Origin of the sequence: Microbacterium sp. LMI1-1-1.1, from assembly GCF_040815675.1 — a bacterium.
Taxonomy (GTDB): domain Bacteria; phylum Actinomycetota; class Actinomycetes; order Actinomycetales; family Microbacteriaceae; genus Microbacterium.
In genome coordinates, this window is the sequence record NZ_JBFPNN010000001.1 from 707,229 (window position 1) to 730,589 (window position 23,361).

At 72.4% G+C, this 23,361-nt stretch carries 19 protein-coding genes and 1 tRNA gene; 13 read left to right on the plus strand and 7 right to left on the minus strand.

Going from position 1 to position 23,361, the window contains the following annotated elements; genetic code table 11:
• Positions 1-308: 308 nt before the first annotated feature.
• Entirely contained in the window at positions 309-1,667 is a 1,359-nt protein-coding gene (locus MRBLMI1_RS03325) for an MFS transporter (RefSeq protein WP_367726718.1), read from the plus strand.
• Between the two features lie 143 nt (positions 1,668-1,810).
• Here MRBLMI1_RS03325 and MRBLMI1_RS03330 read toward each other — a convergent pair.
• Positions 1,811-1,883, minus strand: a tRNA-Ala gene (locus tag MRBLMI1_RS03330).
• 139 nt (positions 1,884-2,022) lie between these two features.
• On the opposite strand from MRBLMI1_RS03330, the gene MRBLMI1_RS03335 reads away from it, so the two are divergent.
• A complete protein-coding gene (locus MRBLMI1_RS03335; RefSeq protein ID WP_367726719.1) occupies positions 2,023-3,222 on the plus strand; it encodes a glycoside hydrolase family 3 N-terminal domain-containing protein in 1,200 nt (399 codons plus the stop codon).
• 56 nt (positions 3,223-3,278) lie between these two features.
• On the opposite strand, the gene MRBLMI1_RS03340 is transcribed toward MRBLMI1_RS03335, so the two are convergent.
• From MRBLMI1_RS03340 to MRBLMI1_RS03355, 4 genes are all read right to left on the minus strand, one after another.
• Complete coding sequence (locus tag MRBLMI1_RS03340; RefSeq protein ID WP_414685763.1) at positions 3,279-4,148, minus strand: 3-methyladenine DNA glycosylase; 870 nt, start codon at positions 4,146-4,148, stop codon at positions 3,279-3,281.
• 14 nt (positions 4,149-4,162) lie between these two features.
• On the minus strand, positions 4,163-4,876 hold the full coding sequence (locus MRBLMI1_RS03345; RefSeq protein ID WP_367726720.1) for an SOS response-associated peptidase: 714 nt from the start codon (positions 4,874-4,876) through the stop codon (positions 4,163-4,165).
• Positions 4,877-4,977: 101 nt separating this feature from the next.
• Complete coding sequence (locus MRBLMI1_RS03350) at positions 4,978-6,009, minus strand: App1 family protein (RefSeq protein WP_367726721.1); 1,032 nt, start codon at positions 6,007-6,009, stop codon at positions 4,978-4,980.
• A gap of 5 nt (positions 6,010-6,014) precedes the next feature.
• Entirely contained in the window at positions 6,015-6,695 is a 681-nt protein-coding gene (locus MRBLMI1_RS03355; RefSeq protein ID WP_367726722.1) for a DedA family protein, read from the minus strand.
• Positions 6,696-6,737: 42 nt separating this feature from the next.
• Here MRBLMI1_RS03355 and pabB point away from each other — a divergent pair, with 42 nt between their 5' ends.
• The 5 genes from pabB to holA all read left to right on the plus strand — a co-directional run bounded on the left by pabB (position 6,738) and on the right by holA (position 14,931).
• A complete protein-coding gene (gene pabB / locus MRBLMI1_RS03360) occupies positions 6,738-8,000 on the plus strand; it encodes an aminodeoxychorismate synthase component I (protein WP_367726723.1) in 1,263 nt (420 codons plus the stop codon).
• A gap of 66 nt (positions 8,001-8,066) precedes the next feature.
• Positions 8,067-10,643 (plus strand): leucine--tRNA ligase, encoded by a 2,577-nt coding sequence (gene leuS / locus MRBLMI1_RS03365; protein WP_367726724.1) that lies wholly within the window; start codon positions 8,067-8,069, stop codon positions 10,641-10,643.
• 162 nt (positions 10,644-10,805) lie between these two features.
• Positions 10,806-11,450, plus strand: a complete 645-nt coding sequence (locus MRBLMI1_RS03370) for a ComEA family DNA-binding protein (RefSeq protein WP_367726725.1) — start codon at positions 10,806-10,808, stop codon at positions 11,448-11,450.
• Complete coding sequence (locus tag MRBLMI1_RS03375; RefSeq protein ID WP_367726726.1) at positions 11,447-13,897, plus strand: ComEC/Rec2 family competence protein; 2,451 nt, start codon at positions 11,447-11,449, stop codon at positions 13,895-13,897. Before MRBLMI1_RS03370 ends, MRBLMI1_RS03375 begins: the two co-directional genes overlap by 4 nt.
• Entirely contained in the window at positions 13,894-14,931 is a 1,038-nt protein-coding gene (holA, locus tag MRBLMI1_RS03380; RefSeq protein ID WP_367726727.1) for a DNA polymerase III subunit delta, read from the plus strand. Before MRBLMI1_RS03375 ends, holA begins: the two co-directional genes overlap by 4 nt.
• A gap of 198 nt (positions 14,932-15,129) precedes the next feature.
• On the opposite strand, the gene rpsT is transcribed toward holA, so the two are convergent.
• Together rpsT and MRBLMI1_RS03390 are read right to left on the minus strand one after the other, a co-directional pair.
• Positions 15,130-15,390 (minus strand): 30S ribosomal protein S20, encoded by a 261-nt coding sequence (rpsT, locus tag MRBLMI1_RS03385; RefSeq protein WP_367726728.1) that lies wholly within the window; start codon positions 15,388-15,390, stop codon positions 15,130-15,132.
• Between the two features lie 115 nt (positions 15,391-15,505).
• Positions 15,506-16,234, minus strand: coding sequence for an alpha/beta fold hydrolase (locus MRBLMI1_RS03390; RefSeq protein WP_367726729.1), 729 nt, complete (start codon positions 16,232-16,234; stop codon positions 15,506-15,508).
• Positions 16,235-16,448: 214 nt separating this feature from the next.
• Between MRBLMI1_RS03390 and lepA the strand changes: the two genes are divergently transcribed.
• The 6 genes from lepA to MRBLMI1_RS03420 all read left to right on the plus strand — a co-directional run bounded on the left by lepA (position 16,449) and on the right by MRBLMI1_RS03420 (position 23,294).
• Positions 16,449-18,293 (plus strand): translation elongation factor 4, encoded by a 1,845-nt coding sequence (lepA, locus tag MRBLMI1_RS03395; protein ID WP_367726730.1) that lies wholly within the window; start codon positions 16,449-16,451, stop codon positions 18,291-18,293.
• 53 nt (positions 18,294-18,346) lie between these two features.
• Positions 18,347-18,991 (plus strand): DUF1990 family protein, encoded by a 645-nt coding sequence (locus MRBLMI1_RS03400; protein ID WP_367726731.1) that lies wholly within the window; start codon positions 18,347-18,349, stop codon positions 18,989-18,991.
• The gene (gene hemW, locus MRBLMI1_RS03405; RefSeq protein ID WP_367726732.1) at positions 18,991-20,208 is read left to right on the plus strand and encodes a radical SAM family heme chaperone HemW; all 1,218 of its coding nucleotides are present in this window, start codon (positions 18,991-18,993) and stop codon (positions 20,206-20,208) included. The genes MRBLMI1_RS03400 and hemW overlap by 1 nt, the downstream gene beginning before the upstream one ends.
• A gap of 135 nt (positions 20,209-20,343) precedes the next feature.
• Positions 20,344-21,384, plus strand: a complete 1,041-nt coding sequence (gene hrcA, locus MRBLMI1_RS03410) for a heat-inducible transcriptional repressor HrcA (RefSeq protein WP_367726733.1) — start codon at positions 20,344-20,346, stop codon at positions 21,382-21,384.
• A 51-nt stretch (positions 21,385-21,435) separates the two neighbouring features.
• Positions 21,436-22,557 carry a molecular chaperone DnaJ gene (gene dnaJ, locus MRBLMI1_RS03415; RefSeq protein WP_367726734.1) on the plus strand — a complete coding sequence of 374 codons (1,122 nt, stop codon included), beginning with the start codon at positions 21,436-21,438 and terminating at the stop codon, positions 22,555-22,557.
• A 2-nt stretch (positions 22,558-22,559) separates the two neighbouring features.
• Positions 22,560-23,294, plus strand: coding sequence for a 16S rRNA (uracil(1498)-N(3))-methyltransferase (locus tag MRBLMI1_RS03420; RefSeq protein ID WP_367726735.1), 735 nt, complete (start codon positions 22,560-22,562; stop codon positions 23,292-23,294).
• The last annotated feature ends 67 nt before the right edge of the window (positions 23,295-23,361 follow it).

Below are 23,361 nucleotides of genomic sequence, written 5' to 3' on the forward strand. Positions count from 1 at the left end.
GGACCACCTCGCCTGCATGTCGCACTTCGCGCAGCACACAGCACCCCAAGCTGCACAAAAGGGGGACACGCCCCCTCCGGCCCGCCGCACACCTGACAGGCATGTCCCACTTCGTGCAGCACACAGCACCCCAAGCTGCACAGAACGGGACACGGGCGCCTCCGCACCGGTGCAGCGCGCAATGTAAAGCGAACGTAAGGATTCCGCCCGCAGGGACCGGGATGCCGCGACGATGAGCGGACGTGTCCCACCGGTGTCGCTGTGCACGAGCTCGGCGACGCCATCGGTCCCCGAACGAACGGATTCCCATGTCGACGACGACGACGATCCCCACCAGCCTGCGGCGCTCCATATCGAACACGCTGAAAGGCTCCGCCGGCAATCTCGTGGAGTGGTACGACGTCTACGTCTACTCCGTGTTCGCCGTGTACTTCGAGTCGCAGTTCTTCGCCGCGGAGGACAAGAACTCGACCATCTACGTCTGGGCCATCTTCGCCGTGACGTTCCTCATGCGCCCGATCGGCTCCTGGTTCTTCGGACGCTTCGCCGACCGCCACGGCCGCCGCCTGTCGCTCACCGTGTCGGTCTCGCTCATGGCGCTGTGCTCCCTCGTCATCGCGTTCGCGCCCACCGCCGAGACGATCGGCGTCGGCGCCGTCGTCATCCTCGTCCTCGCACGTCTCGTGCAGGGCTTCGCCACCGGCGGCGAGTACGGCACGAGCGCGACGTACATGTCCGAGGCGGCGATGCCCGGCCGCCGCGGGTTCCTGTCGTCGTTCCACTACGTCACGCTCGTCGGCGGGCACGTGCTCGCGCAGACCACGCTGCTGATCATGGTGGTCACGCTCCCCGAGGAGGCCATCACCGCGTGGGGCTGGCGCGTCGCCTTCGCCATCGGCGGCATCGCGGCCGTGGCCGTGTTCTGGATGCGCCGCACGATGGACGAGTCGCTCGAGAAGCACGTCCTCGACGACACCAAGGCGGGCCGCTCGAAGGACTCCGGCTCGATGCGCGACCTGCTCGTGAACAACTGGCGTCCGCTGCTGCTGTGCTTCGCCGTCACCGCCGGCGGCACGGTCGCGTTCTACACGTACTCGGTCACGGGCCCGAACATCGTGAAGACCGCGTTCTCCGGCGGCGACGTCGTGGCCGGCACGATCATCAACCTCGTCGCCCTGACCGCGCTCATGCTCATGCAGCCGCTCGGAGGATGGCTGTCCGACAAGGTCGGGCGCAAGACGCTCCTGGTCTTCTTCGGCGTCGGGGGAGTGCTGTACACGTGGTTCCTCATCACGGTCCTGCCGCAGCAGACGAACGAGTTCGCGGCGTTCGCCATCCTCTTCGGCGGGTTCGTCATCCTCACCGGCTACACGTCGATCAACGCGCTCGTGAAGGCGCAGCTGTTCCCGACCCACGTCCGCGCCCTCGGCGTCGGGCTCGGCTACGCGCTGGCCAACTCCCTGTTCGGCGGGACGGCGCCCCTGCTCTACGCCGGCGCGCAGACGACCTCGCAGGTCCCGTTGTTCATCGTCTACGTGACGGCGATCATCGCGGCATCCCTGCTCGTGTACATCTTCTGCCTGCGCAACAAGGCACCGAACTGGCTGGACGACGAGGTCGCGATGCGCGAGGCGCAGGCTCCGGCCCGCGTCCCGGCGGCGCGCTGACCGCGGCCGGTCCTCGCGACCCCGGTATGGGGGGAGGGATGCCACGAGCCCTGGCATCCCTCCGGCGAGGACCGGCGCGGTGTCGTGCACACCGCCGGGGAACGCGAAAGGCCCCCGCTCTCGCGGGGGCCTTTCGGTGAGGGTGGACCTGAGGGGACTCGAACCCCTGACCCCCTGCATGCCATGCAGGTGCGCTACCAGCTGCGCCACAGGCCCTCAGCTGCCCCTCGCGGGGCAACTCATTCAGCTTACAACACGGAAAGCGCGGGCGAAAAACCGGCGTAGCACGGGCGTGTCGCGTCGGCTCCCGGCTTGCCATCTCCCGCCGCCCGGGGGACCCTGGACGCACCCCATGATGTCCCACCCCCGCTCACGCGCCCGTCGTCCCGGCCTCCCCGCCCTCGGCGTCGCCGCGCTCCTGTCCCTCACCGTCGCCTGCGCTCCGACGCCGGAGGCGCCTGCGGCATCCCCTGCGCCGACGACCGCCGCCGTCGATCCGTCGCCGACGCCCACCCCGTCGCCCACGCCCACGCCCGCCCGGACCAGCGCCGAGGCCCGCGTCGACGCGATGGACCTGCGCGAGCGCGCCGCCTCGGTCGTCATGGGGCACGTCGCGACCACCGATCCCGCGACCGCCGGAACGTACGTCCGCGAGAACGCGCTGGGCGGCTTCCTGCTGATGGGGGCGAGCATCGGCGCGGACGCCGCCGAGGTGCGGCGGCTGACCGGGGCCATGGTGACCGACCCCGCCTTCCCGCCGCTCGTCGCCGTCGACCAGGAGGGCGGCGACGTCTCCCGCCTGCGCTGGGACGACCTGCCGAGCGCACTCACCCTCAAGGACGCGAGCCCGGAGACCGTGCGCGACGCGTTCGCCGGGCGTGCCGCACTCGTGGCCGACGCCGGCGCGAACGTGAACTTCGGCCTCGTCGCCGACGTGACCGACGACCCCGGCATGTTCATCTACCGTCGCGCCCTGGGCACGACCCCGGAGGCCGCCGCCACCCGCATCGCCGCCGCGGTCGAGGGCGAGAAGGGCACCGTCGCGAGCACCCTGAAGCACTTCCCCGGACACGGCGCGGCGCCGGGCGACTCGCACGAGGGGATCCCCGGCAGCGACATGTCGATCGAGCAGTGGCGGCAGACCCAGGCGCCCCCGTTCGTCGCGGGCGTCGACGCCGGCGCGGAGATGCTGATGTTCGGACACCTCCGCTACACCGCCGTCGACGACGCCCCGGCCTCGCTGTCCCCGGAATGGCACCGCATCGCGCGCGAGGAGCTCGGCTTCGACGGCGTCATCGTCAGCGACGACCTGGGCATGCTCGAGTCCTCGGGCGAGGCGGCGTACACCGACCCGGTGGACAACGCCGTGCGGGCCCTCGCCGCAGGCACCGACCTCGTGTTGACGGTGGTGGGGACGGATGCCACGACCGCTCCGCGCATCGTCGACGGCATCGTCGTGGCGGTCGAGGACGGGCGCCTTCCCGCGGACCGTCTCGACGACGCCGCGACCCGGGTGGCCGCGCTGCGGCTGGACCTCGCGTCCGGCGCCGGCTGAGCGCGCAGGGTACGCCCGTCCACGCGCCGGGACGCGGGCCCGCCCGCGCCGCCGGCTCAGTCCTCGCGCGTCGCCGCGTCGACGACCGCGCGACGCAGCCGCTGGCCGCGGGCGCTGAGCTCGCGCTGGCGCGCGACATATTGGGCCTTGCCCTCCGCCGTCTCGATCCGCACCGGGGCGTAACCCCACGCGGCGAGGTCGTACGGCGACGCCTCCATGTCGAGCGTGCGGATGTCGCGGGCCAGTTCGAACGCCTCGAGCAGAAGCGCACCGGGCACGAGGGGCCCGAGCTTGAGGACCCACTTGTAGAGGTCCATCCCGGCGTGCAGGCAGCCGGGCTGCTCCCGGGCCGCCTGTCCGTCCCGGGTCAGCGGCTCGCGGTTGCGCGGTGCCGCCTCGGGCGTGAAGAACCGGAACGCGTCGAAGTGCGTGCACCGCAGGTCGTGCGCCTCGACCACCGCGTCGGTCCCGTCGCGCCCCAGCCGGAGCGGTACCGCGTGGCGCACCTCGTCGGCCCGGTACGCCATCGCCCACTCATGCAGCCCGAAGCACCCGAACTGGGCCGGCCGGTCCAGGGTCGCCCGCAGCAGGTTCACGGTGCCGCGGAACAGCGCGCCCTTCTCGGTGCGGAACGCCGCGGCATCCACTCTCGCCCCCGACCCGTCGGCGCGGTACCAGCGCCACCCGGCGCGGTCGTCGGCATCCTCGAGGACGACACCGATCCCCGGATGCCACCGCCGCAGGATCGCCGGCTTGTACGAGTAGTAGGTGAAGAGGAAGTCCTCGACCGGATGCCGCTCGGCCCGAGCCGCGCGTTCCCGATGCGCCGCCGTCAGGGCGTCGGCCCGTGCAGCGTGGTCGGCGGCCGTCGCCGACCACTCGTCGCGCGAGAGCACGACGGCAGCGTGGGCGGCGAGAGAGGGCACCGTCCGACGATACGTCAGTCGTCGACCGGCTCGATGAGCGCGGCGGAGTCGTTGCGGACGTTGCCCACCGCCGACGACACGACGTGGTCGTCGAGCGTCTCGGCGATGTCGGGGGCGGCGTCGATCGCCGCGTCGAGGATGTCTCCGACGTTCTCGGTCGTCGGGTCGAGCCAGGCGTCCGCGAAGTCGGGGTCCATGAACAGCGGCATGCGGTCGTGGATGGACCCGAGCCGGCCGATGGAGTCCCGTGTGAGGATCGTGCAGCTGAGGACCCAGCGCGCGGGGTCGTCGTCCGCGCGGGCCGGGTCCTTCCACCACTCGTACAGTCCCGCGAAGAAGAGCGGCGAGCCGTCGGCGGGGTGGATGTAGTGGGGCGTCTTGACTCCGTCGACGGTCTTCCACTCGTAGTAGCCCGAGGCGGGGATGACCGCGCGGCGCTTGATGAGCGCGTTGCGGAACATCGGCTTGTCCTCGATCTCCTCGGAGCGGGCGTTGAAGGCCCGCGCGCCGATCTTGACGTCCTTCGCCCAGCCGGGCACGAGACCCCAACGGGCGACCTCGAGGCGGCGCGTCGGCGGCTCGGTCTTCACCGAGTCCAGGACGATCGCGACCGGGGACGTCGGTGCGATGTTGTACGAGGGCGGGGGGAGCTCATCGGCCTCGACGTCGACGCGCAGCACGCCCACGAGCTCGGACCCGACATTGGCCACCACGAATCGACCGCACATGCCTCCACCGTACGCGCAGGCTCCGACATCGCGGCGCGGGCAGCCGCGCAGCCTTCCACGCCGCCGGTCAGGCGTCGCGGCGGCGGCGGCGACCCCGCCGGTCAGGCGTCGCTGCGGATGACCCCGACGCCCTCGAGGCGCTCCAGCAGGCCGGCGCCGTCGGACTCGCTCACCCACGGGACCTCCGCGGCCGAATGGTCGTCGACGACCGTGCGACCACCGGCCAGCACCGCCTCGGCGGGAGAGAGGCGCCGGATGGCGACGGCCGTGACGTTCGACGGGTGCTCGATCGCGAACCCGGTGTAGATGGCGTCGTCGTGCTGCCCGTCGTCGCCGACGAGGAGCCACTTCACGTCGGGGAACTCGGCGGCCAGACGGCGGAGGTTGACCTCCTTGTGGTCCCGTCCACTGCGGAACCACCGGTCGTGCGTGGGGCCCCAGTCCGTCAGCAGCAGCGATCCCGAGGGGAAGAGGTGACGCCGGAGGAAGCGCATGAGCGTCGGCGCGACGTTCCACGCGCCGGTGGAGAGGTAGATGACGGGCGTGCCCGGCTGCTCGCGCGACAGACGCTCGAGCAGGACCGCCATTCCGGGGACCGGCTGCCGGGCGTGCTCGTCGACGACGAACGAGTTCCACGCCGCCAGGAGCGGGCGGGGGAGCGCGGTCACCATGACGGTGTCGTCCACGTCGCTGACGACGCCGAACTTCACGTCGGAGCCGACGACGAAGACGCGGGTCTCGCTGGGCTCGCTGCCCTCGACGGTCATCGTGACGGTCTGCCAGCCCGGGGCGAGGGATGCCGGGAGCTTGGCGTCGATCACGCCGCCGCGGTCGGCGACGACCTCGTGCGACACGCCCTCGATGGTGACGCGGACCTGCGCGTAGCCGACGGGCACCGCCGCGAAGCTGCGCCAGCCGCGCAGGCTCGCGAACTCACCGGTGGAGGTGCGCTTGATCGGCGGGGCGATGAGCACGCGACCGAGGACGCGCACCCACTGCTCGGTCCCGTAGCCGGGGAAGCCGGTGACGGACGGGCGCAGACCGCGGGCACGCGCGCGACGTTCGCGCCAGGCGTGGAAGCGGTACTCGAGGCGGGCGAACCACAGCACTTTTTTGCGGGGCGAACGAGGCATCGGCCTCAGTCTTTCACGTCGCCGGTGCCCGCTCCGATCGTTTCCTTCTCGTCGGCCAGATGACGTCGCTCGACGCGCTCCAGCACCTTCTTGCCGATGAAGATCACCACGAGGAAGAGGACGATGGCGCCCACGAACCAGTAGCCCGCGGAGTGGATGCTGTCGCTCAGCTCGCGATACGTCCCGGCGGCGGTCGCCGCGACCGAGATGTAGAGCGACGTCCAGACGACGCAGGCCGGCGTCGTCCACGCGAGGAAGCGCCGGTAGCTGTAGCCGCTCATCCCGACGGTGAGGGGGACGAGGGAGTGGAGCACGGGCAGGAAGCGCGACAGGAAGATGGCGGGCCCGCCGCGACGGGTCAGGTACTTCTCCGCCCGCACCCAGTTGCGCTCGCCCAGGCGGCGTCCGAGTCGCGAGGCGCGGATGCGCGGACCGAACCAGCGACCGAGCCAGAAGCCGAGACTCTCGCCGATCAGCGCGCCGACCACGACGGCGGCACCCAGGACGACGGCCTCGAGGGGCGAGGCGACGGCCGTGCCGGCGACGATGACGATGGTGTCGCCCGGGACGACGAGCCCGACGAGGACGCTCGTCTCGAGCATGATCGCCACACCGGCGAGAAGAGTGCGCACCACGGGGTCGACGTTCTGGACGACGTCGAGGAGCCACGTGAGGATCTCGTTCACCTCCGTCAGCCTATGGCGCGCAGCTAGCCCTAGCCTGGGAGCGTGCCGCGTCCTGTCTCCACGATCGCCCTGCCGGCGTGGATCGACCCGGAGGACGTCTTCGTCCACTTGTTCGCCGACGCCGCGCACGCGTTCTGGCTCGACGCCGGCCCGGGGAGCGCCACCGGGTTCTCCTGGATGGGCACGGGCGCGCCGGACCCGTCGTCCGCGCCGCTGACCCGGGATGCCGCCTCCCCGAGCGCCGCCCCGGCCTCCGGCCGCTTCACGGGCGGCTGGGTGGGGTGGATCCCCTACGACGAGGGCCCGTCCGGGGCGCAGTGGCTGCGGGTGAACAGCTGGCTCGCCTTCGACCACGGCAGCCGCCGCGTCTGGGCGTCGTCCCTCGACGGAGACGACGTGGCCGCGGACCTCGCCGCGCGCGCCGCCGCCGCGCCGACGGCCGTCGCACCGCCGCAGGCGGCGGCATCCGGAACCACCCTCTCCCGGCACACGCCCGAGGAGTACGCCGATCTCATCGCCGCGTGCCGTTCGCACATCCGCGAGGGCGACGCGTACCAGCTGTGCCTGACGACGCGGTTCACCGTCCCGGGTCGCGCCGACCCCGCCGCCGTGTTCCGCCGGCTGCGGGCGGCCGCACCGTCCCACCACGGCGGCTACGTCCGCCTCGGCGGCACGGCGCTGGCGAGCGCGTCGCCCGAGCGCTTCCTCGACGTGCGGGACGGGCGCGTGCACACGCACCCCATCAAGGGAACGCGCCGCCGCGACCCCGATCCGGAGAGGGATGCCGCCCTCGCCCATGACCTGCGCACGGACGAGAAGGAGCGCGCCGAGAACGTCATGATCGTCGACCTCATGCGCAACGACCTGTCGCGGGTCTGCGTGCCGGGGTCGGTCGGCGTGGACCGGCTGCTGGAGGTCGAGACGTATCCGACCGTCCACCAGCTGGTGAGCGAGATCTCCGGACGGCTGCGTCCGGGGTCGACGATCGGCGACCTGCTGACGGCCACGTTCCCGGCCGGCAGCATGACCGGCGCCCCGAAGGAGTCCGCGATGTCGATCCTCGCCCGACTGGAGGGGGCGCCGCGCGGCGTCTACGCGGGGGCGTTCGGCTGGATCGGCGACGACGGCGCCGCGGATCTGGCGATGGTCATCCGCAGCGTCGTGACGACTCCGGATGCCGCCCACGTGGGCGCCGGGGGAGGGATCACGTGGCGCTCGGTCGCAGCCTCCGAGGTCGCCGAGGTGGGCATCAAGGCCCGTGCGCCGCTGGCCGCGCTGGGTGCCGCCGTCCCGCCCGGGTGGTGACCGGAGGGTCCGCTAACCTGGAAGACGGCCCTCCGGGGTCTCCCGACTTACACGATTGGCTTCTCCGTGTCCCAGAACAGCACGACCGCGACCGCGTCCGAGGGCGGCTTCGACCCCCACGAGATCCAGGCGAAGTGGCAGCGCGCGTGGGCCGACAAGGACCCCTTCCGCGCCGGCGGCGACGACGACACCCGCCCCCGCAAGTACGTGCTCGCGATGTTCCCGTACCCGTCCGGCGACCTCCACATGGGCCACGCCGAGAACTACCTGTACTCCGACATCGTGGCGCGCTTCTGGCGCCACCGCGGCTACAACGTCCTCAATCCGATCGGCTGGGACTCGTTCGGCCTCCCCGCCGAGAACGCCGCCATCAAGCGCGGCGCCGACCCGGTGCAGTGGACCTACGCCAACATCGACCAGCAGAAGGCGAGCCTCAAGGACTACGGCGTCTCCTTCGACTGGAGCCGCGTGCTGCACACCAGCGACCCGGAGTACTACCGCTGGAACCAGTGGCTGTTCCAGAAGCTGTACGAGAAGGGCCTCGCGTACCGCAAGGACGCGCTCGTCAACTGGGACCCGGTGGACCAGACGGTCCTGGCCAACGAGCAGGTCCTGCCCGACGGCACGAGCGAGCGCAGCGGCGCCGTGGTCGTCAAGAAGAAGCTGACCCAGTGGTTCCTGCGGATCACCGACTACGCCGACCGCCTGCTCGACGACCTGAACCAGCTCGAGGGGTTCTGGCCGTCGAAGGTCATCCAGATGCAGCGCAACTGGATCGGCCGCTCCGTCGGCGCCGACATCACCTTCGAGATCGAGGGCCGCGACGAGAAGATCACGGTCTTCTCCACCCGTCCCGACACCCTCCACGGCGCGACGTTCTTCGTCGTGGCGCCGGAGTCCGACCTGGCCGCCGAGCTGGCGGCATCCGCGGATCAGGGCGTGCGGGAGAGCTTCGAGGCGTACCTCACGCAGGTGCAGCGCGCCACGGACATCGAGCGCCAGGCGACCGATCGCCCCAAGACGGGCGTGTTCCTCGGGCACTACGCGATCAACCCCGTGAACGGCGAGAAGCTGCCGATCTGGGCCGCGGACTACGTGCTGGCCGACTACGGCCACGGCGCGGTGATGGCCGTGCCCGCGCACGACCAGCGCGACCTGGACTTCGCCCGCGCCTTCGACCTGCCGGTGAAGGTGGTCGTCGACACGACCGCGCCCATCACGGGGGCCATCCCGGTCATCGAGCTCGACGACGACGGCGTGCCGATCGACCCGCTCGGCGACGAGGACGACCTGGACCCGGTCAAGACCGGGGTCGCCCTGACCGGCGACGGGCGCATGATGAACTCCGGGTCGCTGAACGGACTGTCCAAGCGCAACGCGATCGCCCGCATGATCGAGGAGCTCGAGGCATCCGGGACGGGCAAGGCCGCCAAGACCTATCGCCTGCGCGACTGGCTCATCTCGCGTCAGCGCTACTGGGGCACCCCGATCCCGATGCTGCACGACGAGGACGGCGCGATCGTGCCGGTCCCCGAGGACCAGCTGCCCGTCGTCCTCCCGTCCGTGGAGGGCCTCGACCTCAAGCCCAAGGGCACGTCGCCCCTCGGCGCGGCGACGGACTGGGTCGAGGTGACCGATCCCGAGACGGGGCGGACGCTGCGGCGCGACCCCGACACGATGGACACGTTCGTCGACAGCTCCTGGTACTACCTGCGCTTCCTGTCGCCGCACAGCGACAGCGAGCCGTTCCCGGCGCGCGAGGCGTCCAAGTGGGGCCCGGTCGACTTCTACATCGGCGGCGTCGAGCACGCGATCCTCCACCTCCTGTACGCGCGCTTCATCACGAAGGCCCTCTTCGACATGGGCCTGGTGGAGTTCACCGAGCCGTTCTCGAGCCTCATCAACCAGGGCATGGTCATCCTCGACGGCGCGAAGATGTCCAAGAGCAAGGGCAACCTCGTGCTCTTCCAGGAGGAGCTCGACGCCCACGGCGCCGACGCGCTGCGCGTGGCGCTCGCGTTCGCCGGGCCGGTGGAGGACGACAAGGACTGGAACGACGTCTCGACGACGGGCGCGGCGAAGTTCCTCGCCCGGGCGCTGCGCATCGCGCACGACGTCGACAGCGAGACCGACGTCGTCTGGGCCGAGGGCGACCAGGGGCTGCGTCGCGTGACGCACCGCCTGCTGGCCGACGCCCCCGGGCTGATCGAGCAGACGAAGTTCAACGTCGTCGTCGCGCGCCTGATGGAGCTGGTCAACGCCACCCGCAAGGCGATCGACGGCTCCGCCGGCACGAGCGACCCCGCCGTCCGCGAGGCGGCCGAGGTCATCGCGATGACCCTCGATTTGTTCGCGCCGCACACCGCCGAGGAGATGTGGCAGACGCTCGGCTACACCGGCTTCGTCGGCCTCGCCACCTGGCGTCAGCCCGACCCGACGCTGCTCGTCGAGGAGTCCGTGACCGCCGTCGTCCAGATCGATGGCAAGGTGCGCGGCACCCTCCAGGTGTCGGCCAAGGTCGGCGCCGACGAGCTCGAGGCGCTCGCCCGTCAGGACGAGAAGGTCCGCCGTGCGCTCGGCGACCGTGAGACCGTCCGCGCGGTCGTCCGCCCGCCGAAGGTCGTCAGCTTCTCCACGAAGTAGCGCTTCGTCCGTCCGCCCCCGTCGTTCCCCGGAACGGCGGGGGCGTCGTACGTTCCGGGGTGCGAGCGATCTCGTCTCCCCACCCCGCGGATCGTCGAACGCGTCCCCATTCGAGGGTCACCGGACCTCGCGGGGGGAGCGCCGCTGCCTACTCTCGCTCGCGTGACGACTTCCGAGGACGCTGCCGAGCCCCCTGCCGCCCGGAGACGCCTGGGCGTCGGCGCCGTCATCGTGCTCGTGCTCGCGGCCTTCGCGGTCGTCGTCGTCATCGGCATGGTGAGGGGCGCCACGGGGGCCGAGGTCGTCACGTCCGTCCCGTCGCCCTCGGGCTCCGCCGCCCACGCCCCGACGGTCGGGCTCTACGTCCACGTCACGGGTGCGGTCGGCGCGGCCGGACTCTACCGACTGCCCGCGGGGAGTCGGGTGATGGATGCCGTCGCGGCGGCGGGCGGGTTCGCCGACGACGCCGACCGGGCCGGGGTCAACCTGGCGCGTGCGGTGTCCGACGGCGAGCAGATCGTGGTGCCCGTCCTCGGCGCCGCGGCGGAAGCACACCCCGGCGGCGGCGCTCCCGACGGCGCGGCGGCAGCGGCCGGCGGAGGGGCTGCGGCCACCGGGACCATCGACCTCAACACGGCGACCGCCGATCAGCTCGACACCCTTCCGCGGATCGGGCCCGCCATCGCAGAGCGGATCATCTCCTGGCGGGAGGAGAACGGCCGTTTCAGGAGCGTCGACGACCTGCTCTCGGTCCCGGGCATCGGCGAGAAGATGCTCGCGGGGCTGCGCGACAAGGTGCGGGTGTGAGCGTCCGCGCCGCGCTGGTCCGGCGCAGTCTGCGCCCGGTGGTCGTCGCCCTGACAACGTGGGCAGCCGCCGCCGTCGCGGTCTCCGTCCCCGCTGCGGCGGCGGTCTGCGGTGGTCTGGCGGCCGTCTCCCTGATCGCGGGGGCGGTCTTCCTCCGCGGGCGGCGGGCCGTGCTGGGCGTGGTCGTCGTCGCCGCCGCGTGCGGGGCGGCCGCGGCGGGCACCGTCACGACGGTCGCGCCGCTCCGCGCGACGGTCGCGGCCCTGCAGGTCGACGGCGGTCGGCACCTCGTCGTCGAGGCCACGGCCGTCGGGAGGCTCGCCGTCGCCGACAGCGGCGACGTCTGGTTCGACGCCGTCGCCACGGACATCGCGGCCGGACGGGAGCATGCCCGCGGCCGCTTTCCGGCCCGCATCGGCGTCCCGGCGGCTCAGCGACCGGCGCTCGCGGACGTCGGACCGGGCAGTCCCCTCGTCGTCGCGGGGACGGCGTTCGTCCCCGACGGTCCCGAACGCGCCGTCCTCGTGCTCCGCGTCGCCGACGTTTCGCGCGCGACGGCCCCGACGGGCCTGTGGGGCTGGTTCGAGGACCTGCGCGACGGACTCGTGGCATCCGCCCGGGGGCTCCCGGAACCGGGAGCAGGTCTCGTCCCGGGGCTCGCGGTCGGCGACACCTCCGGCCTCGACCCGGCCACGGAGCGGGCCATGACCGCCACGTCGCTGTCGCACCTCACCGCCGTCTCCGGCGCGAACTGTGCCATCGTGGTGGGCGCAGTGTTCGCGCTCCTCGCCCTCTGCGGGGCGCCGAGAGGCGTCCGGGTGGTCGGGGCGGCGACGGCCCTCGCCGCCTTCGTCATCCTCGTGACCCCGGAGCCGAGCGTCGTCCGCGCGGCGACGATGGCCGTCGTCGCGATGATCGCCGTGGCCCTCGGGCGACCGGCGGTCGGCGTCGCGGTGCTGTCGGCGGCGGTGACGATCGTCCTGATCGTCGACCCGTGGACGTCCCTGTCCCTCGGCTTCGCCCTGTCCGCCGCGGCCACCGGCGCCCTTCTGACGCTGGCGCGCCCCCTCGCGGCGGGCCTGGAGAGATGGATGCCACGATCCCTGGCGCTCGCCCTGGCGGTGCCGACCTCCGCACAGCTGGCGTGCGGGCCGCTCATCATCCTCATCGACCCGCACGTGCCGCTGCTCGGCATCGGCGCGAACCTCCTCGCCGACGTCGCCGCGGCGCCCGCCACCATCGCCGGCGCGTTGGCGTGCATCGCACCGTTCCCGTGGCTGCGCGACGGCCTCGTGGCCGTCGCGTGGGTCCCCGCCGCCTGGATCGCGGCCGTCGCCCACACGGGTGCCGGAGCCGCGGAGCAGGAGCTGCCATGGCTGGAGGGGGTTCCCGGGGCCGTCGCCCTCGCGGGTGTGGGCGCAGCGACCGCTCTGCTGCTGCTCCGTCCCGGGCGGCGGGTGCGGCGATGGCGCCCGGTCGCCGCGCTCGTCGTCGCCCTCACGGTCGGCGTCTCGGCCGGGCATACCGCGGTCCGGACGGTGGCGGGACCGCTGACGCTGCCGACCGCGTGGAGCGCCGCCATGTGCGACGTCGGGCAGGGCGACGCGACCCTCTGGCGGAGCGGGAACGCCGTCGCGCTCGTCGACACCGGGCCGGACGCGGAGCTCCTCACGAGCTGCCTCGGTCGTTTCGGCGTGGACCGCCTCGACCTGCTCGTCCTGACCCATTTCGACCTCGACCACGTGGGCGGAAGCGCCGCTGTGGTGGGGCGGGTCGACCGCGTCCTGCACGGTCCGCCCGCCGACGGAAGGGACGAGAGCCTGCTACGACGTCTTGCGGACGGGGGAGCGGCGATGCACCGGGCCGCGATCGGCGACGCGGGCGTCGTCGGCGACACCCGCTGGACCGTCCTCTGGCCGGTCGAAGCCCAAGAGCCCGGGAACGACGCCAGCGTCGTCGTCGAGGTCACCGGACCGGGCTTTCCGCGCATGGTGCTCCTCGGCGACCTCGGGAAGCGGCCGCAGGCCGCGCTCGGCCGCCGCGTGGACGTCCCGCATGTCCGCATCGTCAAGGTGTCCCACCACGGCAGCGCCGATCAGGACCCCGATCTGTACCGCCGACTCGCCCCCGAGGTCGCCTTCATCGGCGTCGGCGCGGACAACACCTACGGCCATCCCACGGCCACGCTCCTGTCGACCCTCGCGTCCCTGGGGACGACGACCGGCCGGACCGACGTCGACGGCCACCTCGCGGCCTGGCTCGACGAGCAGGACCGCCTCGTCCTGTGGCGCGACCGCGCTCCCGGCGACACCCCGCCCGAGCCGCGTCGGAGAGCACCCCACGCCCCGGTCGCGTCGGAACGACGCCGCCACGCCCGCGGCGAGCACGAGTCCTCCCTCCGCCGGACGAGGACGGTGTCGGAGGGCGTCGGTAGGCTGGGGGAGTGACTCCGGCCCCTCGACGCTCCGCCCCCGCGAAGACGAAGTCGGCCATCCCGCAGCTTCCGTGGCGCAACCCGCAGCCCGCGCCGATCGTCCTCGTGTCCGGCCCCGAGGAGGTCTGCGCGGAGCGGGCCATCGCGGGCGTCCGCGACTTCCTCAAGAGCGAGGACCCCAGCCTCGAGGTCACCGACGTCCGCGCCGACGACTACGCCGCCGGCACCCTGCTCGCGGTCACGTCGCCGTCCCTCTTCGGCGAACCGCGCCTCGTGCGGGTCGCCGGCGTCGAGAAGTGCTCCGACACGTTCCTCGCCGAGGCCGTCTCGTACCTGTCGCAGCCGCAGGAGGGAGCGACCGTCGTCCTCCGTCACACCGGCGCCAGCGTCCGCGGCAAGAAGCTGCTCGACGCGATCCGCGCCGGCCAGGGCAGCGGCGTCGAGATCGCGTGCCCCGCGATCAAGCGCGACTCCGACCGGTTCGACTTCGCCGCGGGCGAGTTCCAGGCCGCCAAGAAGCGCATCGCCCCGGTCGCGCTCCGCGCCCTCGTCTCCGCCTTCGCAGACGACCTCACCGAGCTCGCGGCCGCGTGCCAGCAGCTCATCAACGACGTCCCCGGCGACGTGACCGAACAGGTCGTCGAGCGCTACTACGGCGGCCGCGTCGAGATCTCGGCGTTCACGGTGGCGGACACGGCCATCGCCGGCCGCTACGGGGAGGCTCTGCTGGCGCTCCGTCACGCCTTGGCATCCGGAGCCGACCCCGTCCCGCTCGTCGCCGCCGTCGCCATGAAGCTCCGGACGATGGCCCGTGTCGCCGGCACCCGCGAGTCGTCCTCGGCGCTGGCCGCGCGCCTCGGGATGAAGGACTGGCAGGTGGACCGCGCCCGCCGCGACCTCGTCGGCTGGACCCAGGCGACGCTCGGCATGGCCATCCACGCCACCGCGCGCGCCGACGCCGAGGTCAAGGGCGCGTCACGCGACTCCGTGTTCGCGCTCGAGCGCATGATCACGGTCATCGCCACGCGCGCGCCCTTCGCCGGCTGACCCGACCCTCCCGATCGTCGCCCCTCCCGACCGGGGCACATGAAGTGCACCGGGGTGATCCTCGACCCCCCCCTGCACAAACGGCGCCCCGAAGCCCGGCGCGTGAGGCTCAGCCGCCGCACGCACGCGCGAACGCCCGGCAAAAGGCGGAAGGCCCGCCCCGCGCGATGCGGGACGGGCCTTCCGGAGATCTGCGGCTCAGAGAGCGGCGACCGACTTCGCGATGGCCGACTTGCGGTTCGCGGCCTGGTTGGTGTGGATGACACCCTTGCTCACGGCCTTGTCGAGCTTCTTGGTCGCGGTGGCGAGGGCCTTCTCGGCGGCCTCCTTGTCACCGGCCAGGACGGCCTCACGGGTGCGGCGCACGTGGGTCTTGAGCTCGCTCTTGACGGCCTTGTTGCGCTCGCGCGCCTTCTCGTTGGTCTTGTTGCGCTTGATCTGCGACTTGATGTTCGCCACGTCGACGGTCTTTCGTTTGAGTGAGTGTTGGAAGTGCCGGGCGAGCGGTAGAGGGACGCCGCACCGGCGGTCGTGGAGGTCGGGAAAAACCCCACACGCAAGCCAAGAGTCGAGTCTAACAGGTCGAGGCCTCGACCGTGGTGAGCGCCACGTCCAGCAGCGCGTTGAAGACGCGCGGCCGCATGGCGGTCACGAGGTGGGTCGTCCGCGGCACGACGATCAGCTCGGCGTCGCGGGCCACACGGAGGAACAGGCGCTCGTTGACGCGCAGCTGGTCCCACTGGCCGTTGACGAACCACAGCGGCACGTCGATGCGCGCGAGCGCTGCGAGCAGGTCCAGCACGGACAGGCTCCGCAGCGCCGTGTCCTGCGCGTCGAACGCGTAACCGCCCGCGCCGAAGTCCTCGCGCGTCTCGGGCGGCAGCGTGCGATCGAGCACCCGGTTGGTCAGCGCGAGCCCCCGATCCGGCAGGCTGTCGAACCGCCGCGCGAAGAAGCGGTACGCGGCCAGCCCGACCCCGCGCGGGATCGACGTGCACGAGGCGGCGACGAAGGCGGCCACCGGCGGTCGGTCCTCCCGCCCCAGGTACTCGATGCAGAGCAGTCCGCCCATCGAGTGCCCGACGAGCAGGACGGGGCCGCGGGCCGCGGCATCCCGGACCGCCCGATCGATCGTGGCGAACGCCTCCTCGAGCGTGAAGGTCTCGTCGCGTCGCGTGCCGTGCCCGGGCAGGTCGACCGCCGTGGCGGCCGTGCCGCGCTGCGCGAGGTGCGCGACCTGCGCGCGCCACATGGTGGCCGACGTCCGGATGCCGTGCACGAACACGACCTGGACCCCACCCATGGCATCCACTGTAAGAGCCCGCCCGGCAGACGCCGAGATTGCACGATCGGGCCGAGAGCACACGCTCGTGCGCCCTCGGACCGTGGGTGCTCGCGCGGGACGTGCGATCTCGACCGGGGAGCCGGACGTGCGCGACGAAACAGGAGCCGGGATGCCGCCGGCCCCGACGCCCGCGGACGGCGACGTCGCCGCGCCACCGTAGAATCGACGGAACATGTCACCGCGCGCCCTGAAGCCCCTCGAGCCGTCTGCCACCCCGCCGGAGCAGATCCGCAACTTCTGCATCATCGCCCACATCGACCACGGCAAGTCGACGCTGGCCGATCGCATGCTGCAGATCACCGGCGTCGTCAGCGACCGCGACATGCGGGCGCAGTACCTCGACCGCATGGACATCGAGCGCGAGCGCGGCATCACCATCAAGTCGCAGGCCGTCCGGATGCCGTGGGCCACGAGCGACGGCACCTTCGCGCTGAACATGATCGACACCCCCGGGCACGTCGACTTCACGTACGAGGTCAGCCGCTCGCTCGCCGCGTGCGAGGGTGCGATCCTCCTCGTCGACGCCGCGCAGGGCATCGAGGCGCAGACGCTCGCCAACCTCTACCTCGCGCTCGAGAACGATCTGACGATCATCCCGGTCCTCAACAAGATCGACCTGCCCGCGGCCGACCCCGAGAAGTACGCGGCAGAGCTCGCCGGCCTCATCGGCGGCGACCCCGCGGACGTGCTGCGCGTCAGCGGCAAGACGGGAATGGGCGTCGAGGAGCTGCTGGACCTCATCGTCGAGAAGATCCCCGCCCCGGTCGGCCAGGCCGACGCCCCGGCGCGCGCGATGATCTTCGACTCCGTTTACGACGCCTACCGCGGTGTCGTCACCTACGTCCGCATGATCGACGGCTCGCTGCAACCGCGCGAGCGCATTCAGATGATGTCGACCGGCGCGACGCACGAGGCCCTCGAGATCGGCGTGTCCAGCCCCGAGCCGGTGCCCACCAAGGGGCTCGGCGTCGGCGAGGTCGGCTACCTCATCACCGGCGTGAAGGACGTCCGCCAGTCCAAGGTCGGCGACACCATCACGACGCACCGCAAGCCCGCCACCGAGGCCCTGGCCGGCTACACGGACCCGAAGCCCATGGTCTTCTCGGGTATCTACCCGATCGACGGCAGCGACTACGCGGAGCTCCGCGAGGCGCTCGACAAGCTCAAGCTGTCGGACGCGTCGCTGCAGTACGAGCCGGAGACCTCCGTCGCCCTCGGCTTCGGCTTCCGCTGCGGCTTCCTGGGCCTCCTCCACCTCGAGATCATCACCGAGCGCCTCTCCCGCGAGTTCGGCCTCGACCTCATCACCACCGCGCCGTCGGTGACGTACGAGGTCACCACCGACACCGGCGAGACCGTGTCGGTCACGAACCCCAGCGAGTACCCCGACGGGCGCGTCGCCTCGGTGTCGGAGCCGATCGTCAAGGTCGGCATCCTGCTTCCGAAGGACTACGTCGGAACCGTGATGGAGCTCTGCCAGACCCGTCGCGGCACCCTCCTCGGCATGGAGTACCTCAGCGAGGACCGCGTCGAGCTGCGCTATCACATGCCCCTCGGCGAGATCGTGTTCGACTTCTTCGACCACCTCAAGAGCCGCACCCAGGGCTACGCGAGCCTCGACTACGAGCCCGCCGGCTCGCAGACCGCGGACCTCGTCAAGGTCGACATCCTCCTGCAGGGCGAGAAGGTGGATGCCTTCAGCTCCATCGTCCACCGCGAGAAGGCGTACAGCTACGGCACGATGATGACCGAGCGGCTGCGCAAGCTCATCCCGCGCCAGCAGTTCGAGGTGCCGATCCAGGCCGCCATCGGCGCGCGGATCATCGCGCGCGAGAACATCCGTGCCATCCGCAAGGACGTCCTCGCCAAGTGCTACGGCGGTGACATCACCCGCAAGCGCAAGCTCCTCGAGAAGCAGAAGGAGGGCAAGAAGCGCATGAAGATGGTCGGCCGCGTCGAGGTGCCCCAGGAGGCGTTCATCGCCGCGCTCTCCGGCGACGTCGACGGCAAGAAGTAGCCCCGGCTCCGCCCCTCCACCCTCCCCCCAGCCCCGACACGTACCCTGGAACCATGCGCCGGCAGAGCTTCACCGACGACACCGTCGACTACGCGGCGGTCGGCGCCACTCAGGCGCACGACCTCATGCAGTACCCGCCCGAGAAGTCCCTCCCCGCCGAGGACGCCTGGCGGATCGGCAGCGGCGAGGAGCGCTTCACCGCCGCGAGCGAGCAGCTGCTGGCCTGGGGTCCGCTCCGCGGCGGCGACCTCCGCATCAGCGACGTGCGCCCGGCGGGCGGCCCCGGCTACACCGGCGTCGCGTTCGACGCCGAGGGCGCACCCGTCGCTCCCAGCCGCCTCGACGCCGACCAGCGCTTCGACGCGGACGGCACGCCGTTCGTGAGCGCCGGCGCGGGCGTCCGCCTGCACGGCCGGGTCGACGGCCACCGGGCCGACGCCGAGCTGAGGGTCATCTCGGTGATCGAGGAGCCCCGCCGCGTCGGGTACATCCTCGGCACGGTCGGGCACTCGCTCGTCAGCGGCGAGGAGCTGTTCGTCCTGGAGTGGCGCGACAACGACGAGGTCTGGTTCATCGTCCGCGCGTTCGACCGCCCCACGGCCCCCACCTACCGCCTGTTCAAGAGCCGGGTACGCCGACGCCGCCGCGCGCTGTTCACGCGCTACCTGCGGGCGATCTCGCCGCTGTACGCGTCCTGATGGGCGGACCCCTCCCGCTCGGCGACCCGGCCCCGGCCGACGGCCTGCTGCCGGCCGACGTCACGGCCGATCCCTCGACGGACTTCGGCGTCTACCTGCACGTGCCGTTCTGCCGCGTCCGCTGCGGCTACTGCGACTTCAACACCTACACCTCCGGAGAGCTCCGCGGCGCCCGTCAGAACGAGTTCGCCGACACGCTCGCGCACGAGGTTCGCCTCGCGGGACGGGTGATGGATGCCGCGGGCCCGAGACGCATGGCATCCACCGTCTTCTTCGGGGGCGGCACGCCCACGCTCCTGCCCCCGGGCGACCTCGCGCGCATGCTGGACGCGGTGCGGGCGGAGTTCGGGGTCGTCGAGGGGGCCGAGGTCACCGTGGAGGCGAACCCGGACACGCTGGACGACGCGGTGGCCGCCACGCTGGCCGCCGCCGGGGTGACGCGCGTGTCGATCGGGATGCAGTCCGCCCGTCCGCACGTCCTGGCGGTGCTCGACCGCACCCACGACCCCGCCAACGTCGCGACCGCGGTGGCCGCCGCGCGCGGCGCCGGGCTCGACGTGTCGCTCGACCTCATCTACGGCGCACCGGGGGAGTCGCTGGAGGACTGGCGCGCCTCGCTGGAGACGGCGGTGGCGCTGCAGCCCGACCACATCTCCGCGTACGCCCTCATCATCGAGGACGGCACCAAACTGGCCCGCCAGATCCGCTCGGGGCTCGTGCCGATGCCGGACGACGACCTCCAGGCCGACATGTACGAGCTGGCCGACGACCTCCTCGCCGCGGCCGGATACGACTGGTACGAGGTCTCGAACTGGTCGCGCGGGGTCGATCACCGCTCACGCCACAACCTCGCCTACTGGCGCGGGACGGACTGGTGGGGCTTCGGTCCCGGCGCGCACAGCCACGTCGGCGGTCTGCGCTGGTGGAACGTCAAGCACCCCGCCGCCTACGCCCAGCGGCTCGCGGCGGGGGAGTCACCGGCCGCCGCGCGCGAGCGGCCCGACGAGGAGGCCCGGCGCCTGGAGTCGGTGCTGCTGCGCAGCCGCATCCGCGAGGGTCTCGCCGTCTCGGAGGTGCAGGGGGAGGGCCGCCGCGCCGTCGCCGCCCTCATCGCGGACGGGCTCATCGAGGGCGGCGACGCCGTGCGGGGGCGGATCGTGCTCACCCGGCGCGGTCGCCTGCTGGCCGATGCCGTCGTCCGCGCGCTGACGGTCTGAGCCGGTCGCGCTCCCACGCCAGGCGCGCGGAATGGGACACGTCGCCGCGTCTGCGCGCGTCCGAGGCGCCGGGGCGGGGGCATCGATTAGAATTGGCACTCCCGTCAGCGGAGTGCCAGCAGGAAGGAGCGGAGCGTGGTATCTGAACGCGGCCTGCAGGTGCTCCGTGCGATCGTGCAGGACTACGTCGACACGCGCGAGCCGGTCGGCAGCAAGGCGATCGTCGAACGGCACGCGTTCGGCGTCTCGGCGGCCACCATCCGCAACGACATGGCCCTGCTCGAGGACGAGGAGCTCATCGCCGCCCCGCACACCTCGTCGGGACGCGTGCCGACGGACAAGGGCTACCGGGTGTTCGTCGACCACCTCGCCGAGCTCCGCCCGCTCTCGGGCGCGCAGCGCAGCGCCATCACCTCGTTCCTCGACGGCGCCGGCGACCTCGACGACCTGCTCGCGCGCACGGTCCGGGCGCTCACCCAGTTGACCGGCCAGGTCGCGATCGTGCAGTACCCGTCGTTCGCCCGGGCCAACGTCAGCCACGTCGAGCTCGTCGCCCTGGGCGGACCGCGGGTGCTCGTCATCATCGTCACCGACACCGGCCGGGTCTCGCAGCGCATCGCGCTCGTGGGGCACGAGCCCGACGAGAACGACGTCATCCAGCTGCGCTCCCGCATCGGCGCCCTGCTCGTCGGGCACAGTGTCGGAACGGCCGTGCAGCGGGTCGCCGCACACCTCGCCGAGCCGACCCGGGCGGGCATGCCGCTCGACCAGATCGTCGACGCCGTGCTCCGGGTCGTCGCCGAGGAGCTCGAGGGCTTCCGACAGGACCGGCTCGTCATGGCCGGTGCGGCCACCCTCGCCAAGCGCGAGCAGGACTTCCGCGGCAGCATCTACCCGCTGCTGGAGGCCATCGAGGAGCAGGTGACGCTGCTGCGCCTCATGAGCGAGATGGTCGCGGACGACCAGGGCCTCTCGGCCAGCATCGGCCGCGAGAACGAGCCCTTCGGCCTCGTCGAGGCCTCCGTCCTCGCGAGCCGCTACGACGGCGCCGCGGGCGGCGCCCGGGTGGGCCTGCTCGGCCCGACCCGGATGGACTACTCCTCCAACCTCGCGGCGGTCCGCGCCGTCGCGCACTATCTCACCCGGTTGCTCGAAGACGACGACAGCGCGCGCTGACGAGCATCCCGACCGACGACGACACCCGCACCCGCGGACAGGAAGGCGACTGTGGCTGACCATTACGAGGTCCTCGGCGTCGCGCGCGACGCCAGCCCCGACGACATCAAGCGCGCGTACCGCCGTCTGGCACGCGAGCTGCACCCCGACGTGAACCCCGGCGAGGACGCGTCCGAGCGCTTCAAGCTCGTCACCCATGCCTACGACGTGCTGAGCGACCCCGACCAGCGCCGCCGCTACGACATGGGCGGCGATCAAAGCCCGTTCGGCGGTGGGGGAGCGGCCGGGTTCGGCGGCTTCAGCGACATCTTCGAGACGTTCTTCGGCGGCGCCCAGGGCGGCGGCGGGCGCGGCGCGCGTCCCCGGTCCCGCCGGGAGCGCGGCCAGGACGCGCTCGTGCGCGTCACCCTCGACCTCGGCGACGTCGTGTTCGGCGTCCATCGCGACCTCGAGGTCGACACGGCCGTGCTGTGCGAGACCTGCCAGGGCTCGTGCACCCAGCCCGGCACCAGCGAGGTCACCTGCGACATCTGCCATGGCAGCGGCCACGTGCAGCGCACCGTGCGGAGCCTGCTCGGCAACGTCGTCACCAGCCAGCCCTGCACCGTGTGCCACGGTCACGGCACGACGATCCCCTACCCCTGCGGCACGTGCCAGGGGCAGGGCCGGGTCCGCGCCCGCCGCACGGTGTCGGTCGACATCCCCGCCGGTGTCGAGTCAGGCCTGCGCCTTCAGCTCCCGGGCTCCGGCGAGGTCGGCCCCGCCGGCGGCCCGAACGGCGACCTCTACATCGAGATCACCGTGGCCGCCCACGACGCCTTCAGCCGCGAGGGCGACGACCTCGTCGCCACGCTCGAGGTCTCGATGCCCGACGCGATCCTCGGCACGACCACGTCGATCGAGTCGCTGGACGGCTCCGTCGACCTAGAGGTGCGCGCCGGCGTGCAGTCCGGCGACGTCCTGACCATCAAGGGACGCGGCATCACCCCGCTGCGCGGCTCCCAGCGCGGCGACCTCAAGGTCGGCGTGCACGTGGTGACGCCCACGCGTCTCGATCACAAGGAGCGCGCCCTCATCGAGGAGTTCGCCAAGCGCACCAAGGCCCCGAAGCCGCGCCTGGCCGAGCACCAGCAGGGCATGTTCTCGAAGTTCCGCGACCGCTTCCGGCACTGAGCATGGCGCTGCACTTCGTCACCGACGACGCCGCCGCGGCGCGACCGGGCGACGACATCGCCCTCACGGGCGCGGAGGCGCACCACGCCGCCGCGGTCCGGCGCGTCCGCGTCGACGAGGCGGTGACCCTCGGCGACGGCCGCGGCGTGTGGCTCGAGGGAGTCGTCACGGCGGCCACGCCGAAGCAGGTCGACGTGCGTGTGACCGGCCGCACCGAGGTGCCGGCCTCAGCGCCGCGCATCGTGCTCGTGCAGGCGCTGGCCAAGGGCGACCGCGACGAGCTCGCCGTGCAGGCCGCGACCGAGCTGGGCGTGGACGCCATCGTGCCGTGGCAGGCCGCGCGCAGCGTGTCCCGGTGGGACGCCAAGGCCGAGAAGGGCCTCGCCCGCTGGCGGACGATCGTCCGCGAGGCGGCGAAGCAGGCCCACCGCGCCTGGATCCCCCCGGTTGAGGGCGTCGCCCGTACGGCCGACCTCGTCGCGCGGGCGGGCACGTCCCAGGTCCTGGTGCTCGAGCCGTTGGCATCCGATCGCCTGTCCGCCGTCGCCGCGGAGCCCTCCGACGGACGCGACGTCGTGCTCGTCGTCGGCCCCGAGGGCGGGATCGCCCCGGAGGAGCTCGCCGCGCTGGCCGATGCCGGCGCCCGTCTCGTCCGTCTCGGCGACACCGTGCTGCGGACCTCCACCGCGGGAGCGGCGGCGATCTCAGTGCTCTCCGCCGCGTCCGGCCGGTGGTGATGGTTCCCCTCGGAGGCGCCCGCGCCCGTCCCGCCCTGGGCGTCGGACCCCGTCGATAGACTGGATG

Coding starts and splice junctions, on each gene's coding strand:
- MRBLMI1_RS03335 (WP_367726719.1), top strand. CDS start 2,023: ATGTCCCACCCCCGCTCACGCGCCCGTCGTCCCGGCCTCCCCGCCCTC.
- lepA (WP_367726730.1), top strand. CDS start 16,449: ATGTCACCGCGCGCCCTGAAGCCCCTCGAGCCGTCTGCCACCCCGCCG.
- MRBLMI1_RS03325 (WP_367726718.1), top strand. CDS start 309: ATGTCGACGACGACGACGATCCCCACCAGCCTGCGGCGCTCCATATCG.
- hemW (WP_367726732.1), top strand. CDS start 18,991: ATGGGCGGACCCCTCCCGCTCGGCGACCCGGCCCCGGCCGACGGCCTG.
- MRBLMI1_RS03345 (WP_367726720.1), bottom strand. CDS start 4,876: ATGTGCGGTCGATTCGTGGTGGCCAATGTCGGGTCCGAGCTCGTGGGC.
- MRBLMI1_RS03390 (WP_367726729.1), bottom strand. CDS start 16,234: ATGGGTGGGGTCCAGGTCGTGTTCGTGCACGGCATCCGGACGTCGGCC.
- MRBLMI1_RS03420 (WP_367726735.1), top strand. CDS start 22,560: ATGGCGCTGCACTTCGTCACCGACGACGCCGCCGCGGCGCGACCGGGC.
- MRBLMI1_RS03400 (WP_367726731.1), top strand. CDS start 18,347: ATGCGCCGGCAGAGCTTCACCGACGACACCGTCGACTACGCGGCGGTC.
- MRBLMI1_RS03350 (WP_367726721.1), bottom strand. CDS start 6,009: ATGCCTCGTTCGCCCCGCAAAAAAGTGCTGTGGTTCGCCCGCCTCGAG.